General features: G+C 70.4%; 13 protein-coding genes. 7 read left to right on the top strand and 6 right to left on the bottom strand.

Going from position 1 to position 15,469, the window contains the following annotated elements; translation table 11 throughout:
• Window positions 1-17: 17 nt before the first annotated feature.
• Genes HY68_RS33870 through HY68_RS33840 form a run of 7 tightly spaced genes read left to right on the top strand, consistent with a single transcriptional unit; the run spans window position 18 to window position 7,123 of the window.
• Complete coding sequence (locus tag HY68_RS33870) at window positions 18-1,067, top strand: 3-oxoacyl-[acyl-carrier-protein] synthase III C-terminal domain-containing protein (protein WP_041999194.1); 1,050 nt, start codon at window positions 18-20, stop codon at window positions 1,065-1,067.
• Window positions 1,064-2,518: a cytochrome P450 gene (locus HY68_RS33865; RefSeq protein ID WP_041999192.1), complete on the top strand. Its 1,455-nt coding sequence runs from the start codon at window positions 1,064-1,066 to the stop codon at window positions 2,516-2,518. Before HY68_RS33870 ends, HY68_RS33865 begins: the two co-directional genes overlap by 4 nt.
• A 10-nt stretch (window positions 2,519-2,528) precedes the next feature.
• On the top strand, window positions 2,529-3,635 hold the full coding sequence (locus tag HY68_RS44370; protein ID WP_107070255.1) for a Rieske 2Fe-2S domain-containing protein: 1,107 nt from the start codon (window positions 2,529-2,531) through the stop codon (window positions 3,633-3,635).
• A gap of 59 nt (window positions 3,636-3,694) precedes the next feature.
• The gene (locus HY68_RS33855) at window positions 3,695-4,594 is read left to right on the top strand and encodes a 3-hydroxyacyl-CoA dehydrogenase family protein (protein WP_041999186.1); all 900 of its coding nucleotides are present in this window, start codon (window positions 3,695-3,697) and stop codon (window positions 4,592-4,594) included.
• Complete coding sequence (locus tag HY68_RS33850; RefSeq protein WP_041999183.1) at window positions 4,591-4,893, top strand: acyl carrier protein; 303 nt, start codon at window positions 4,591-4,593, stop codon at window positions 4,891-4,893. Before HY68_RS33855 ends, HY68_RS33850 begins: the two co-directional genes overlap by 4 nt.
• Complete coding sequence (locus HY68_RS33845) at window positions 4,886-5,992, top strand: acyl-CoA dehydrogenase family protein (protein ID WP_041999180.1); 1,107 nt, start codon at window positions 4,886-4,888, stop codon at window positions 5,990-5,992. The genes HY68_RS33850 and HY68_RS33845 overlap by 8 nt, the downstream gene beginning before the upstream one ends.
• A gap of 30 nt (window positions 5,993-6,022) precedes the next feature.
• Window positions 6,023-7,123 carry an HAD-IIIC family phosphatase gene (locus HY68_RS33840; RefSeq protein ID WP_041999177.1) on the top strand — a complete coding sequence of 367 codons (1,101 nt, stop codon included), beginning with the start codon at window positions 6,023-6,025 and terminating at the stop codon, window positions 7,121-7,123.
• On the opposite strand, the gene HY68_RS33835 is transcribed toward HY68_RS33840, so the two are convergent.
• The 6 genes from HY68_RS33835 to katG all read right to left on the bottom strand — a co-directional run bounded on the left by HY68_RS33835 (window position 7,101) and on the right by katG (window position 15,463).
• Window positions 7,101-7,763, bottom strand: a complete 663-nt coding sequence (locus HY68_RS33835; protein WP_041999174.1) for a class I SAM-dependent methyltransferase — start codon at window positions 7,761-7,763, stop codon at window positions 7,101-7,103. The genes HY68_RS33840 and HY68_RS33835 overlap by 23 nt on opposite strands.
• A 32-nt stretch (window positions 7,764-7,795) precedes the next feature.
• Window positions 7,796-8,515 (bottom strand): DinB family protein, encoded by a 720-nt coding sequence (locus HY68_RS33830; protein ID WP_041999171.1) that lies wholly within the window; start codon window positions 8,513-8,515, stop codon window positions 7,796-7,798.
• Window positions 8,516-8,620: 105 nt separating this feature from the next.
• Complete coding sequence (locus HY68_RS33825; RefSeq protein ID WP_041999168.1) at window positions 8,621-10,315, bottom strand: alpha-amylase family protein; 1,695 nt, start codon at window positions 10,313-10,315, stop codon at window positions 8,621-8,623.
• Window positions 10,312-11,310, bottom strand: coding sequence for a TIGR03885 family FMN-dependent LLM class oxidoreductase (locus tag HY68_RS33820; RefSeq protein ID WP_041999165.1), 999 nt, complete (start codon window positions 11,308-11,310; stop codon window positions 10,312-10,314). Before HY68_RS33820 ends, HY68_RS33825 begins: the two co-directional genes overlap by 4 nt.
• A 42-nt stretch (window positions 11,311-11,352) precedes the next feature.
• Complete coding sequence (locus HY68_RS33815) at window positions 11,353-13,071, bottom strand: alpha-glucosidase (protein WP_041999162.1); 1,719 nt, start codon at window positions 13,069-13,071, stop codon at window positions 11,353-11,355.
• A 157-nt stretch (window positions 13,072-13,228) separates the two neighbouring features.
• On the bottom strand, window positions 13,229-15,463 hold the full coding sequence (gene katG, locus HY68_RS33810; protein WP_041999159.1) for a catalase/peroxidase HPI: 2,235 nt from the start codon (window positions 15,461-15,463) through the stop codon (window positions 13,229-13,231).
• Between the last annotated feature and the right edge of the window lie 6 nt (window positions 15,464-15,469).

The raw sequence follows: 15,469 nt of genomic DNA, 5'->3' as shown, positions 1-15,469 counted from the left end.
CAGCCGAGGAGACAGCAGTGTTGTGGCAGGACATCACGATCGCAGGGACCGGTGCGTGGATCCCGCCCATCAAGCCCGAGCACGGGCCGTGGGGCGGACCGGTCACCGAACAGCCCTCCGTGGCGGGGCTCAACGGCTTCACATCGGCCGCCGTGTCGAAGGACCACACGCCGACACAGATGGCGGTCAGGGCCGGTCTCAAGGCGCTGCGCCACGCGAACGTCGCCAGTGCCGACCTGAGTCTGCTCGTGCACGCCAACTTCCAGGACGAGGACCACTTCACGCCCGCGCCCTACATCCTGCGGGTGCTCGGCGGAAAGGACACCGCAGGGATCGAGCTGGGCGCCGCGAGTGACGGCGGGGTCGCCGGACTCGTCGCCGCGGCCGAACACCTCACCGCCCGGCCTGCCGCGAAAGCCGCCCTGGTCACGGCGGGTGCCCGCTTCTCCGACCAACGGTGGGGCCATGTACGGGAGATGGGGTACGTGGCCGGTGACGCCGGCGCTGCCGCCGTAGTCACCCGGGGGTCGGGCTTCGCCCGCCTGCTGGCGACAGCGCACGCGACGGAGCCGCAGCTGGAGGTGCTGACCCGGACCAGGCGGGGATACGCCGCCGGCGGTGGCGAGCGGCAGTTCATCGTCGAGGACACCGGGTTCATGCCCCACATCGAGGTCATGCAACGGGCCACCCACCGCTGCATCCGGTCCGTCCTCGACGAGACCGGGGTGAAACCGCGGGACGTCTCGCACGTGGCGGCCATCGCGATCGGCTCGGCCGTGCTCGACCTGCTGCTGACCGGTTCACCGCTCGGCCGCCGCTCCGACGACACCAGTTGGATCTTCGGCAGGCACCTCGGCCACGCGGGGCCGAGCGACAACCTGCTCGCCCTCGACCGGATGTTCCGCTCCGGCACCCTGCGGGCCGGCGAACACGTCCTCGTCGTGAGTTTCGGCGTCGGTTTCCGCTGGACCACGGCGCTGCTCGAAATCACCCGCGACCCCGTCGCCGTACCCGTACCCGCCGCCGCATCCGCCGGCCACTCACCCACAGAAGGAAGTCGTTCATGACAGACACCACCACGGCGACCGCAGCCTCGGTTCCGGTGGCCCCGGGGGCGCTGCCGCTGCTGGGCCACGCGCTGCCGCTGCTCCGCGATCCGCTGGCGTTCATCATGTCCCTGTCCGGGTACCGCAAGATGGTCCGCGTCCGGCTGGGCCCGAGCACCGCCATGATGATCTGCGACCCGGACCTGACCCGGCAGGTGTTCCTCAACGACCGGGTATTCGACAAGGGCGGCCCGATCTACGACCGGATCCGCGAGGTCATCGGCGACGGCCTGTCGACCTGCGCGTACCCCCTGCACCGGCGGCAACGACGGCTGTGCCAGCCGTCGTTCCACCCCACCCGGCTCCCCGGGTACGGGTCGGTGTTCGCCCGCGCCGCGACGCTGAAGGCGGACTCCTGGCACGACGGCGACGTCCTCGACATCACGCAGGAAATGATGACGCTGACGACCCGCGCAACCATGGAGACGATGTTCAGCGGCTCGCTGCCGGAAGAGACCATGCGCCGGGCCCTGGCCGACACCGCGACCATCGTGACCGCGTTCTTCCGCCGGATGATGACCCCGGCCCTGCTGCGCCGGGTGCCGACGCCGCGCAAGCGTCAGTACGAGAACGCCACCAACCGGCTGGCCGCCACGATCGCGGAGATCATCGCCGAGCGGCGCGCCGACCCGACCGACCACGCCGACCTGCTCTCCACGCTCGTCGCCGCCGTCGACGAGGAGAGCCAGGACGGCCAGAAGCAGCTGAGCGACGCCGAACTCGCCGACGAGGCCCTCACGTTCTTCCTGGGCGGGATGGAGACCACGGCCATCACCCTGGCCTGGGCCCTGCACCTGGTGGCCACGCACCCGGACATCCAGCGGCGTCTCCAGGCCGAGAGCGACGCGGTCCTGGCCGGCGGGAAGCTCGACCCCGCGCATCTGCCCGCGCTCGGCCTGGCCGGCCGGGTGGTGACCGAGACCCTGCGGCTGTATCCGCCCGCCTGGATGATGACCCGCGCGGTCAGGTCGGACACCGAACTGGGCGGGGTGCGGCTCAAGGGCGGCAGCACCATCGTGCTCAGCCCGTACCTGCTGCACCGCAGGCCCGACCTGTACGCCGATCCCGACACCTTCGACCCGGACCGCTGGCTCGAAGGGCAGCCCGACCGGGCGACCTACATTCCGTTCGGCGCCGGGGCGCGCAAGTGCATCGGGGACCAGTTCGCCCTCACCGAGGCGATCCTGGCCCTCACCGCCGTCGTCTCCCGCTGGGAGCTGAGCCCGGTGGGCGAACAGCCGTTCAAGCCCAAGGTGGAGACGAGCCTCAGTTCGCGCGGGGTACGCATGCGGCTCAGCGAGCGGCGGACCGGCGGTGCCAACCCCGCCGAGGCGCACTCGGCCGCACCGCTGACCACACCTGTCCAGCCGTCCACGCAGCCGGGCGCCGGCACCTGCCCGGTGAAGCATTAGGAGTGATGCCGTGAAGCCTCACCTGAAGCCTTTGGTGAAGCATCTCCTCACGAACAGGGAGGTGAGCCTGCCCACCGCGGCCCCGGCCGACAGTCTGCGCGCTTCCTCCCTGCCCTACCCGAACGGGTGGTTCTGTCTGGCCTTCAGCTCCGAAGTGCGACCCGGAACCGTCACCACCCGCCCGCTCGCGGGGGCGGAGGTCGTCCTCTACCGCACGTCCAAAGGTGTGCTGCGGGCGGTCCGGCCGCAGTGCCCGCACCTCGGCGCGCATCTGGGGGTCGGCGGATCGGTCGAGGGCGAGGACATCGTCTGTCCCTTCCACCGGTTCGCCTTCGACCCGGCCGGCGTCTGTGTGCGTACGGCCTACGACCAGCCGCCGCCGAAGGCGTCGCTGACGCAGTACCCGGTGTGCGAGGCCAACGGCTCGGTCTATGTGTGGCGGCACGCCCTCGGCCTGCCCCCGCAGTGGGAGGTGCCGGCCTTCCCGATGGACGACCGGCAGCCGTTCAGCCACAACACGTTCGACATCGCGGGTCACCCGCAGGACGTCATGGAGAACGCCTTCGACTGGGGTCATCTGCCGGCGTTGCACGGTCTGACGGGCCTGGACATCGGGGGCAATCCGGTGGCCGGCGAACAGACCAGCACGGTCACGGCGACCGCCCGCGGCACCATGGTGCGCGGGTTCAACCAGTCCTACACGCTCACCGTGATCGGACTGGCCAGCATCGCGGCACGCACGGTGCTGCCCGCGGGCCTGGGGACCATGTACGTGATGCTCCACGCGACCCCCACAGGCCCTGGCCGTATCCAGCTCCGGTTCGGTACGAAGCTGGAGCTGAGCGACATCCCCCGGGTGCCCGGCGCGGTGGGCCGCAGGGTGACCATGCCGACCGCCCGGCTCCTCAGCAGTGTCCTCCAGCGGGTGGGGAGCATGGACACCGGCGCCGACCTGCTGATGTGGCACTACCAGGAGCATGTCGAGCACCCGAAGCTCGCCAAGGGCGACGGTCCCATCGGCCGCTACCGGCAGTGGGCGCAGCAGTTCTACACGGATCCCGTTGACGATCTCGTGCCACCGAGGCCCCGGCGGACCGGGGTCAGTTCGGAGGAGTGACCACCGGCGTCCGACGTGCCCCGGGAGCCGGCGAGCTTCCGGGACGGAAAGAGAGCGACATGGCAGCGGAGAACGGTACGCCCGGTGCCGGGCCACGACTGGTGGTGCTCGGAGCGGGGGTGATGGGCTCGGGGATCGCGGCGCTGGCGATCGGGCACGGGATCGCGGTGTCGCTGGTCGACCTGGACCGGCGCCGTCTTGACGAGGCCCCGGCGAAGATCGACCACCAGGTGCGGACGGCGCGGCTGATGGGCGCGTTGCCCGACGAGGCCGTCCCTGGCGCGCTCGTCACCGGTCTGTCGCTCGCCGACCTACTGGCGGCCGGCGACAGCGCACCCGTCGCGGTGATCGAAGCGGTCACCGAGGACGCCGACGCCAAGGCGAAGGTCCTCGCCGACGTGTCGGAGCTGGTCGCACCGGGCACCCCGATCATCTCGAACACCTCGGCGATTCCGATCGCCGAGCTGGCTCTGGCGACGGCACGGCCGGTCGATCTGATCGGCACTCACTTCATGAATCCGCCTTACCTGATCCGGACGGTCGAGGTCATCCGGGGCGCCGAGACCGGCGAGGCGACCCTGGACGCGCTGCGGGCCCTGCTCGCCTCGCTGGGCCGGCAGCCGATCGTGGTCGACGACGCACCGGGCTTCGTCACCAGCCGGCTGCTGCACCCCATGATCAACGACGCGGCGCGAGTGGTGGCGGCGGGCACCGCGAGCGCCGAGTCGGTGGACCAGCTCATGCAGGGCTGCCTCGGGCATCCGACGGGCCCGCTGCGCACCGCCGACCTCATCGGTCTCGACAACCTGGTCGACTCGCTGTGGGTGCTGCACAGCAGGACAGGTGACGACGGGTGCCGCCCCTGCGACCTGCTGCTGGAGCTGGTGCGGGCCGGCCACCTCGGCCGCAAGAGCGGGCGTGGCTTCTACGCGTACGAGTACGAAGGAGAACAGGCATGACCACGCCATCCGACCGGCCGGTGCCGGAGCCCATCGGCGGCTCCGAAGCCGTCGAGAAGGAAATGCTGGATTTCCTGGCGAAGCGCACGGGCAGGAGCTGGGCCACCGACGCCGATGTCTTCGGCATGGGCGGCCTGTCCTCGCTCTTCGCCATGGAGCTGGTGGTCCATCTGGAGAAGTCGTACGGCATCGCCATCCGCGGCGGCGATCTGCGGGTGGACAACTTCCGTACGGTGCAGCGGATGGCCGCGCTCGTCGAACGGCTACGGCAGCCAGCCGCCGGCGGTCCCGGTGCGTGACGACGTAGCCGCCGCGGCCTCGGCCGTCACCGAACTGGTCGGTGACCGGGCGGCCGGCTGGGACCTGGCGGGCCGGCTGCCGGAGGACCTGGTGCGCAAGCTCGGCGCAGCGGGGCAGCTCACCGGCCAGATCCCGGCGGCGTACGGCGGGCCGGGCTGGGGCAGCGCGGACAACGGCGAGTTCACCGCCCATGTCGGCAGTCTGTGCAGCTCCCTGCGGAGCGTCATGACGTCGCAGGGCATGGCGGCGTGGACCGTCGAACGGCTCGGTGACCCGGCGCAGGCGGCCGATCTGCTGCCGCGGCTCGTCTCGGGCGAAACGGCGGCCGTGGCCTTCAGCGAGTCCGAGGCGGGCAGCGACCTGTCGGCGATCGGGACCACCGTCACCGTCGAAGGGGACACGCTGCTGCTGAGCGGCCGCAAGAAGTGGGTGACCGCCGCCGAGTACGCCGATCTCATCCTGGTCGTGGCCCGGATGGACGACGGCGGCGCCGTGGTCGTGGTGGACAGGACAGCGCCCGGGGTCGAGGTGCGGCCGGTGGCTGATCCGCTGGGCTGCCGGGCGGCCGGGCATGCGGAAGTCCGGCTGGACAACGTGCGGTTGCCGCTCAGCAGCCTGCTGGGCGGCGGCCGGCAGCCGCTGTCCCTGCTTGTGACGACAGCCCTGGCGTACGGCCGGCTCTCCGTCGCGTGGGGCTGTGTCGGGATCCTGCGGGCCTGTGTGGCGGCGGCCGTCGGACACGCGGGCTCCCGGGAGCAGTTCGGCAAGCCGCTGGGGCAGCACCAGCTCGTCGCCCGGCATCTGGCCGACCTGTGGACCGCCGAGCAGGTGTCCACCCGGGCCTGCGAGCACGCGAGCCGCTGCTGGGACGACAGCGACGCCGACCTGGTCACCTCGGGCGTGCTGGCGAAGTACGTCAGCGCCGGGCACGCGGCCAGGGGTTCGGCCGCCGCCGTCCAGGTACTGGCGTCGGCCGGGGCGCAGGACGGTCATGTGGTGGCGCGGGCGTACCGCGACGCCAAGCTGATGGAAATCATCGAGGGCAGCAACGAGATGTGCCAGCTGATTCTGGCCGAGCACGCGCTCGGCCGCCGGTGATGCTGCCACCCCCCTTTCAAGGAGCCGAACATGAGCGACACCACCGCGGTGGTCCCGCCCGTGACCGTGAAGTGCCTGGTCTGGGATCTCGACAACACGCTCTGGCAGGGCACGTTGCTGGAGGACGGGAAGGTCGTCCTGTCCGAGGCGGTCCGTGAGGTGATCGTCGGCCTCGACGCGCGGGGCATTCTCCAGTCGGTCTCCAGCCGCAACGACCACGACCTCGCCTGGGCCGAGTTGGAGGCGCTGGGCGTCGCCGACTACTTCGTCGTGGCCGAGATCGGCTGGGGGCGGAAGTCGGACGCCGTACGCCGGATCACCGAGCGGCTGGACTTCGCTCCCGGCACCGTCGCCTTCATCGACGACCAGCCCGCCGAGCGAGCCGAGGTCGCCTTCCATCTGCCGGACGTGCGCTGCTACCCGGCGCAGGACGCGACGACGCTGCTCGACCTGCCGGAGTTCAACCCGAAGTCGGTGACGGTCGATGCACGGCGGCGCCGTGAGATGTACCAGGCCGGCTTCCGCCGCACGGACGAGCAGACGCGGTTCACCGGATCGGACGAGGACTTCCTCCGCTCGCTGGAGTTGGTGATGCGCATCGGGCGGGCCACGGACGAGGAGCTGTCGCGGGTGGAGGAACTGACCCTGCGCACCAGCCAGATGAACGCGACGGGGGTGCACTACCCCGATGAGGCGCTGCGCGCGCTGATCGCCGACCCCGGCCATGAGGTCCTGGTCACGACGCTCACCGACCGCTTCGGATCGCACGGCGCCGTGGGCGTGCTGCTGCTGGAGAAGCGTCCGGCGGCATGGCATCTGAAGCTGCTCGCCACCTCCTGCCGCGTGGTGGCGTTCGGCGCCGGGACGATCATCCTGAACTGGCTGGTCGACCAGGCCGGCCGGGCCGGTGTCCATCTGCTGGCGGACTTCCGCCCCACCGAGCGCAACCGGATGATGGAGATCGCCTACCGGTTCGCCGGCTTCGACGAGCAGCCGTGCGACTGCCGGGACGCGGTCGCGGGGAGTTCCGGCGACGATGTCCAGGTGCTGCATCTCGTCGCCGAGCGCCGGGCGGCCCCCACGACGGCCCGGCTCGTCGCTCCGGATCTCACCGCCGACGGACCAGGGTGATGCCGTCGGCCATCGGGAGCATGCAGACATCGACCCGCTGGTCGTCCCGGATCCTGGCATTCACCTCGCGAACACCCGTGGTGTCCGCGTCGTCGGCGAGAGGATCGATGACCCGGCCGAAGAAAAGCGTGTTGTCCACGACGACCAGTCCGCCCGGACGCACAAGCCGCAATGCCAGCTCGTAGTACTGCGGATAATTCGCCTTGTCGGCGTCGATGAAAACGAGCCCGAATCGATCCGCATAACCGTCGGCGAGCATCTTCTCCAGCGTTTCGACAGCAGCACCGACGCGAACGTCGATCCGCTCGGAAACACCCGCGCGCCGCCAGTATTCGGCGCCGATCTCCGGCCACCGATCGGTTATGTCACAGGTGACGAGTTTCCCGTGCGACGGAAGAGCGCGCGCCATCCACAGCGTGCTGTAGCCGGTAAATGTGCCGATCTCCAGTACGTCCGCGACGCCGGTGGTCGCGATCAGAAACGCAAGGAACTGCCCCTCCTCGGCCATGACCTGCATCGCTTCCCCGCCGGGCAGCTCAGCGGTCGTCTGGCGCAATTCACGCAGAACCTCGTCTTCCCTGAGCGAGAACTCCCGCACATACGCGAGGATTTCCGGTCCTGCCGCTATTTGATTCGCCATATCGAGAAGGGTAGATGAGCCTCCGACGAGATTCAATAACGCCTTGTCGAACCGGACCGCCACAAGTCGCGGAGCAGCGCGATCTCGGCCATGTGATGGATGAATTCGAGATTGGACCCGGCGAGTACGGACACGAACGGGTCGTCGGGGTCGGAGCCGTACGGGTACTGCGAGAAGCCGACCGTATCCAGTTGTGCCTCGGTGACGGTGGCGACGCTGTCGCGCCAGCGGTCGATCAGCGTCCAGAACCGCTCGACCGCCAGGGCTGCGGAGGGCGTGAAGTCGACCAGTTCCTTCGGCTCGTGACGCCGTTCGCCGAAGGTCCACTCCCAGCCGCCGGCGAAGTGGAAGTGCAGGTGCGCCAGCCGCCACGCGATGGTCGTGACCGGTGCCTCGTCGGACGGGAGCGGGCCGGTGTGGGCGAGGATCTCCTCGACCCGTTCCGTGCTCACGCTCCAGTCCTCGGCGATCTTGGCCACGGTCATACCGCCGGCCGCCTGCCGGGCGACCTCCGCGTACTCGTTCGCCGGGATGTCGGCGGCGCCCAGGTCGAGTACCCACTCGCCCGGTCCGAACGCCCTGGGCGTCCGCGCATCCTCCCGGCGCCGGACCGACCAGGCTCCGGCCGCCGGCTCCCACAGGAACTCCTCGTCACCGAGGCCCGCCAGCCGCACCTCGGCCATCTCCCTGGCCTTGTCGAACTGGTCGAGCAGCAAACCCAGTCGGTCCGTCCGCAGGCCCTCGGTCTCCATGTGGGGCTTCCCTTCGCCGTCGCGCGGCGTAACTCACCGCGCTCCGGCAGAAGGTAACGGCTCGCCCCACCCGAAGCGACCGAATTCAGGGGCGCCGCCGCCCGCTCAGACGGCGGTCGTCCGGTCCGGATCGTCCAGCGGGGTGTTCACCCGCAGCCACCGGTAGCCGTACGGTGCCAGGTCCGCGCTCACCTTGCCGCCCGCGGCCGCTTTGACGGTGTCGCCGGTGAACAGGTCGGTGAGCAGCCGGCCGCCCTTCAGCCCGGGGACCGTTGTGGTCGCCGTGACCGGGCCGTCGGAGAAGTTGTGCAGCGCCAGCACGGCCCCTTCCGGCAGTGAGCTGACATGGGCCAGTACGCCGGAGTCGTCGGTGTCGAGGACTTCGTAGTCGCCCCAGGCCAGTTCGGGTGCCTCGCGGTAGCGCTCGATCAGGGTCCGCATCCGGCTGAGCGGCGAATCGGGGTCCTGCGCCTGGTCGTGCGCGTTGACGCGCCTCGGCCCGAACGCGCCCTCCACCACGGGGTTGGGCAGGCGGCCGGCGTCGGCGGTGGAGAAGCCGCCGCCCTTGTCGGCGGTCCACTGCATCGGGGTGCGTACGGCCTGCCGGCCCTCGGCCGCCAGGTTCTCCCCCATGCCGATCTCCTCGCCGTAGAAGAGCACGGGGGTGCCGGGCAGGGTGAAGAGCAGGCTGTACGCCAACTCCACGCGGCGGCGGTCGCCTTCGACCATCGGCGGCAGCCGGCGGCGCAGCCCGCGGTCGTAGAGCTGCATGTCCTTGTCGGGGCCGAAGGCGGCGAACACCTCGGCGCGTTCGTCGTCGTCGAGCTTGTCGAGTGTCAGCTCGTCGTGGTTGCGGACGAACGTCGCCCAGTGCGCGTCGCGGGGCGCCGCGGGCCGCTCCCGCAGGGCGGCGGCGAGCGGCGCCGCCTTGCCGCGGGCCATGGAGAGATACATCCGCTGCATGCCGATGAAGTCGAAGCACATGGTCAACTCGTCGCCACGGGACGAGTCCTGGTCCCCGAAGAACCTCGCCGTCTCGGGATAGGGCAGATTCACCTCGCCCAGCAGGACGGCGTCCCCGCTGCGGCGGCCGAGGAAGGCGCGGAGGTCGGCGAGGTACTCGTGCGGGTCGGGCAGTTGGTCCGCGTCGTCCTGGCCGTCGGTCTCCAGCAGGAACGGGACGGCGTCGACGCGGAAGCCGGAGAGCCCGAGCTGCGTCCAGAAGCCCATGATCCGGGCTATCTCGTCGCGCACCGCCGGGTTGGCGACGTTCAGGTCGGGCTGCTGCTTGTAGAAGCGGTGCAGGTAGTACTGCTCGGTGCCCTCGTCGTACTCCCACACGCTCTTCTCGACGTCGGGGAAGACGACGCCCTCAGGTCCGTCCTCGGGCGGTGTGTCGGCCCAGACGTACCAGTCGCGGTGCTCGGACTCACGGCTGGAGCGGGCGTCCTGGAACCACGGGTGGTGGTCGGAGGTGTGGTTGACCACCAGGTCGGCGATGACCCGGATGCCCCGGTCGCGCGCGGTGCGGACGAACTCGGTGAAGTCTCCGAGCGTGCCGAGGCGCGGGTCGACGGCGTAGAAGTCGGTGATGTCGTAGCCGTCGTCGCGCTCCCTCGTCGGGTAGAACGGCATCAGCCACACACAGGTGACGCCGAGGCGTACCAGGTGGTCGATCCGCTGGGTCAGTCCTGCGAAGTCCCCTGTGCCGTCGCCGCTGCTGTCCTGGTACGTCTCCACGTCCAGGCAGTACACGACCGCGTTCTTCCACCACAGGTCGGATGTCCTGGTCAGCCTCATCGGGCACTCTCCGCGAAGTACGGCTTGGGGCGGGTGATGTCCAGCTGCGGCAGTACGTCGGCGCCGAACGCGTCGATGAAGGGGCCCTGTTCCTGGCCGACGTGGTGCAGCATGACCGCGTCGAAGCCGAGATCGGCGTACTCCTGGAGCCAGGCCGCGTGCTGACCGAGGTCCGCCGATACGTTGACGGACTCGGCCACCCGCTCGTGCGACACGTCTTCGCTGACGCTGTCGAAGAGCGTCGCCGAGTCGAGGTCCCAACTGACCGGCGGGCCGTGCACGTTGGTTCGCCACTGGTCGTGGGCGACGGCCCGGGCGGCGTCCAGGTCGGGTGCCCAGCTGAGATGGGCCTGCAGGTGCAGCTGTCCCGCGCCGCCCGCCGAGCGGTAGGCGTCCACGATCCGGCGCAGCGTCTCGTGCGGCGCGTTGACGGTGATCAGGCCGTCGGCCCACTCGGCGCACCAGCGCGCGGTGGCCTCGCTGCACGCGGCGCCGATCAGCGGCGGCATCGTGTCGGGGCGGGTCCACAGCCTGGCCCGGTCCACGGTCACGAGTCCGTCGTGGCTGACTTCCTCGCCGCGCAGCAGTGCCCGGATGATGTCGACGCACTCGCGCAGCCGCGCGTTGCGGACGTCCTTGCGGGGCCAGCCGCCGCCGGTGATGTGCTCGTTGGACGCCTCGCCGCTGCCGAGGGCGGCCCAGAAGCGGCCCGGGTACATGGCGGCGAGGCTGGCGATAGCCTGGGCGATGATCGCCGGGTGGTAGCGCTGTCCCGGCGCGTTGACGACTCCGAACGGGACCTGGTCGGTGGCCTGCAGGGCGGCGCCGAGCCAGGACCACGCGAAGCCCGACTCGCCCTGCCGGACGCTCCAGGGCGAGAAGTGGTCCGAGCACATAGCGGCGGTGAAGCCCGCGTTCTCGGCGTGGACGACGGCGGCCAACAGGTCGGCGGGAGGCACCTGTTCGTGTGAGGCGTGGAATCCGTAAACGGTCATGGAGTCCGCGTACCCGGGGAGTCCCGGATCATCGGCGCCCGGTCACCGGGTGCGCCGGTGGACCCTCGCCTCCCAGGGCGCGAGGGTGAGCCGGCCGGGCTCGTCCGTGGCGGACGGGCCGTTGTCCAGGAGGAGTTCGGCGCCCTCCCAGCCGTCGGGCAGGTCCACGGCGACGATGTCGCCGGTGAAGTTGCCAGCGACCAGCAGCGTCGTGTCGCCGTACCGGCGGGTGAAGGCGTAGATCCGCTCGTCGTCCGGCAGCAGCATGGTGAAGTCGCCGTGCACGACGGCGGGTTCGCTGTGCCGCAGCGCGATGAGCCGGCGGTAGTGGTGGTAGACCGATGCCGGGTCGGCGTACTCTGCCGCTGCGTTGATCTCGGTGTGGTCGGGGTTGACCGGGATCCAGGGGGTGCCGGTGGTGAAGCCGGCCTGCGCGGACGCGTCCCACTGCATGGGGGTGCGGGCGTTGTCCCTGCCCATCGCCCGCAGTCCTCGCAGGATGTCCTCGGGCTCCTGGCCCGCGTTCAGCGCCTGCGTGTAGTGGTTGAGGGATTCGATGTCCCTGAAGTCCTCGATGGTGCGCAACGGGGCGTTGGCCATGCCCAGTTCCTCGCCCTGGTAGACGTAAGGGGTGCCCCGGTGCAGGTGGAGCACGGTGGCGAGCATGGTCGCCGACCGGGTGCGGTGCCGGGGGCCGTCGTCGCCGAACCGCGAGACCACGCGCGGCTGGTCGTGGTTGTTCCAGTAGAGGCTGTTCCATCCGACGTCGGCGAGGCCGGTCTGCCAGCGGCCCAGGGAGGTCTTGAGGTCGGTGAGCCGGAGCGGTCGCGGGTCGAACTTGCCCTGGCCGTGGTCGAGTCCGACATGCTCGAACTGGAACACCATGTCGAGTTCGGCGCGCCGCGGATCGGTGAACAGCCGGGCCTGTTCGACGGTCACCCCCGGCATCTCCCCGACGGTCAGCAGCCGCCCGGGGTACCGGGCGGTCACCTCTCGGTGCATCTCCTGGAGGTAGTCGTGGATGCGCGGTCCGCAGACGAAGTACGGCGAGCCGTCGCCGAACGGTCCGTCGCCGTGCAGCGCGCCGTCGGGCAGGGCCGGGTCCTTGGAGATGAAGTTGACGACGTCCATCCGGAAGCCGTCCACGCCCCGATCGAGCCACCAGCGCATCATGGCGTAGACGGCCTGGCGCAGGTCGGGGTTCTCCCAGTTGAGGTCGGGCTGCTTGGGCGAGAACAGATGGAGGTAGTACGCGTCGCTCGCCGCGTCGTGCGCCCAGGCCGAACCGGAGAAGAACGAGCCCCAGTTGTTGGGTTCGCGGCCGCCGCGCGGGGGCCGCCACCAGTACCAGTCGCGCTTGGGGCTGTCCGGGTCACGCGACTCCTGGAACCAGGGGTGCTCGTCGGACGTGTGGTTGACGACCAGATCCATGATCAGCCGCATGCCGCGCTCGTGCACGGCCGCCAGCAGCCGGTCGAAGGCGGCCAGGTCGCCGAAGACGGGGTCGATGTTCCGGTAGTCGCTGATGTCGTAGCCGTTGTCGTCCTGCGGCGAGGGGTAGACCGGGGACAGCCACAGCACGTCGACACCCAGTTTGGCGAGGTGGTCCAGCCGGCCGGTGAGACCGGCCAGGTCACCGATGCCGTCGCCGTCGGAGTCGGCGAAGCTGCGGGGGTAGACCTGGTAGACGACGGCGGACCGCCACCAGGCGTCGTCGCCTCGCGCCGCGTCCTCGCCTGGCTCCAGGTGGTGGCCGGTCATCGACGCCCTCTTCTCGGCTCGGGGATCACAGGACGTGGTTCACCTGCCCGGGACGGCGCGGTTGTACCGGGGCGCGCCGGCTCGTCCGTACCCGGCACACAGAAAACGTCCAGGCCGACCGCGTGGGCCGACCTGGACGCTCCGCGCCGGACTGTGATCAGACGAGGTCGAACCGGTCGAGGTTCATGACCTTGGTCCATGCGGCGACGAAGTCGCTCACGAACTTCTTCTTCGCGTCATCGCTCGCGTAGACCTCGGCGACGGCGCGCAGCTCGGAGTTGGAGCCGAAGACGAGGTCGGCGCGGCTGCCGGTCCACTTGACCGCGCCCGAGGCGTCACGGGCCTCGAACGTGTTGGCGTCCTCGGACGTCGCCGTCCACGTCGTACCCAGGTCGAGCAGGTTGACGAAGAAGTCGTTCGTCAGGGTGCCCGGGGTCTCCGTGAGGACGCCGACCTTCGAGCCGTCGTAGTTCGCGCCCAAGACCCGCAGGCCGCCGACGAGGACCGTCAGCTCGGGAGCGCTCAGGGTGAGCAGGTTCGCCCGGTCCAGCAGCAGGTACTCGGCAGGCAGCCGGTTGCCCTTGCCGAGGTAGTTGCGGAACCCGTCGGCCGTCGGCTCCAGGGCCGCGAACGACTCGGCGTCGGTCTGCTCGTCCGTCGCGTCGACCCGGCCCGCGGCGAAGGGCACCTCCACGGCGTGACCGGCGTCCTTGGCGGCCTTCTCGACCGCCGCTGTGCCGCCGAGCACGATCAGGTCGGCCAGGGACACCTTCGCGGCGCCCGAGCCCGCGTTGAACTCGCGCTGGACGCTCTCCAGGACGCGCAGCACGGCGGCCAGCTCGTCCGGGTTGTTGACCTCCCAGCCGCTCTGCGGCGCGAGTCGGACCCGGGCGCCGTTGGCGCCGCCGCGCTTGTCGCTGCCGCGGTAGGTGGACGCCGAGGCCCAGGCGGCCGAGACCAGCTGGGACACCGAAAGACCGGAGTCGAGGATCTTCGCCTTGAGGGCGGTCACGTCGTCGGCGCCGATGGTCGCGCCTTCGGCCTCCGGCAGCGGGTCCTGCCACAGCAGGGTCTCGGCGGGGACCTCGGGGCCGAGGTGGAGCGACTTCGGGCCCATGTCGCGGTGGGTCAGCTTGTACCAGGCGCGGGCGAAGGCGTCGGCGAACTGGTCGGGGTTCTCGTGGAAGCGGCGCGCGATCGGCTCGTAGACCGGGTCGAAGCGCAGCGCCAGGTCGGTGGTGAGCATCGACGGCGCGATCTTCTTCGAGGCGTCGTGGGCGTGCGGGACGGTACCCGCGCCCCCGCCGTCCTTCGGCCGCCACTGGTTGGCGCCCGCGGGGCTCTTGAACAGCTCCCACTCGTAGCCGAAGAGGTTGTCGAAGAAGCCGTTGCTCCAGCGGGTGGGCGTGCTGGTCCAGGTGACCTCAAGGCCGGACGTGATGGCGTCCGCGCCCTTGCCGGTGCCGAACGTGTTGTGCCAGCCGAGGCCCTGCGCCTCGATCGGGGCGGCCTCGGGGTCGGCGCCCACGCTCTCGGCGGGTCCGGCGCCGTGGGTCTTGCCGAAGGTGTGGCCGCCGGCGATGAGGGCGACCGTCTCCTCGTCGTTCATCGCCATCCGGCGGAACGTCTCACGGATGTCGCGGGCCGACGCGATCGGGTCCGGGTTGCCGTTCGGGCCTTCGGGGTTGACGTAGATGAGGCCCATCTGCACGGCGCCGAGCGGGTTCTCCAGCTCGCGGTCGCCGGTGTAGCGCTCGTCACCGAGCCAGGTGGTCTCGGGACCCCAGTAGACGTCCTCCTCGGGCTCCCAGACGTCGGCGCGGCCGCCGGCGAAGCCGAAGGTCTCCAGGCCCATCGTCTCCAGGGCCACGTTGCCGGTGAGGACCAGGAGGTCGGCCCAGGAGAGCTGCTGGCCGTACTTCTTCTTGACCGGCCACAGCAGCCGGCGGGCCTTGTCCAGGTTCCCGTTGTCGGGCCAGCTGTTGAGGGGGGCGAAGCGCTGCTGCCCGGCACCGGCGCCGCCGCGGCCGTCGCTGATGCGGTAGGTGCCCGCGCTGTGCCAGGCCATCCGGATCATGAACGGGCCGTAGTTGCCGAAGTCGGCCGGCCACCAGTCCTGCGAGGTGGTCAGCACCTCGGCGATGTCCTGCTTGACGGCGGCGAGATCAAGGGAGTTGAACGCCTCGGCGTAGTCGAACTCCTCGCCGAGCGGGTTGGCCACCGCGGGGTTCTTCGCGAGGATCTTGAGATTGAGCCGCTCGGGCCACCACTCGCGGTTTCCGCCGCCCTGCGTGGGGTGCGGAGCACGGTCGTGCGCGACGGGGCAGCCGCCGCTCTCCGCCTGTCCGTCGGTCTTCGCGTCTACGACGATCGCGTCATGGTTCTCAGACATGGGAAT

The sequence above is a fragment of the Streptomyces sp. AcH 505 genome, from assembly GCF_000818175.1.
In the GTDB taxonomy this organism is placed as follows: domain Bacteria; phylum Actinomycetota; class Actinomycetes; order Streptomycetales; family Streptomycetaceae; genus Streptomyces.
Note: the sequence above shows the minus strand (reverse complement) of the source record. Positions and strands in the feature narration are given on the sequence as shown.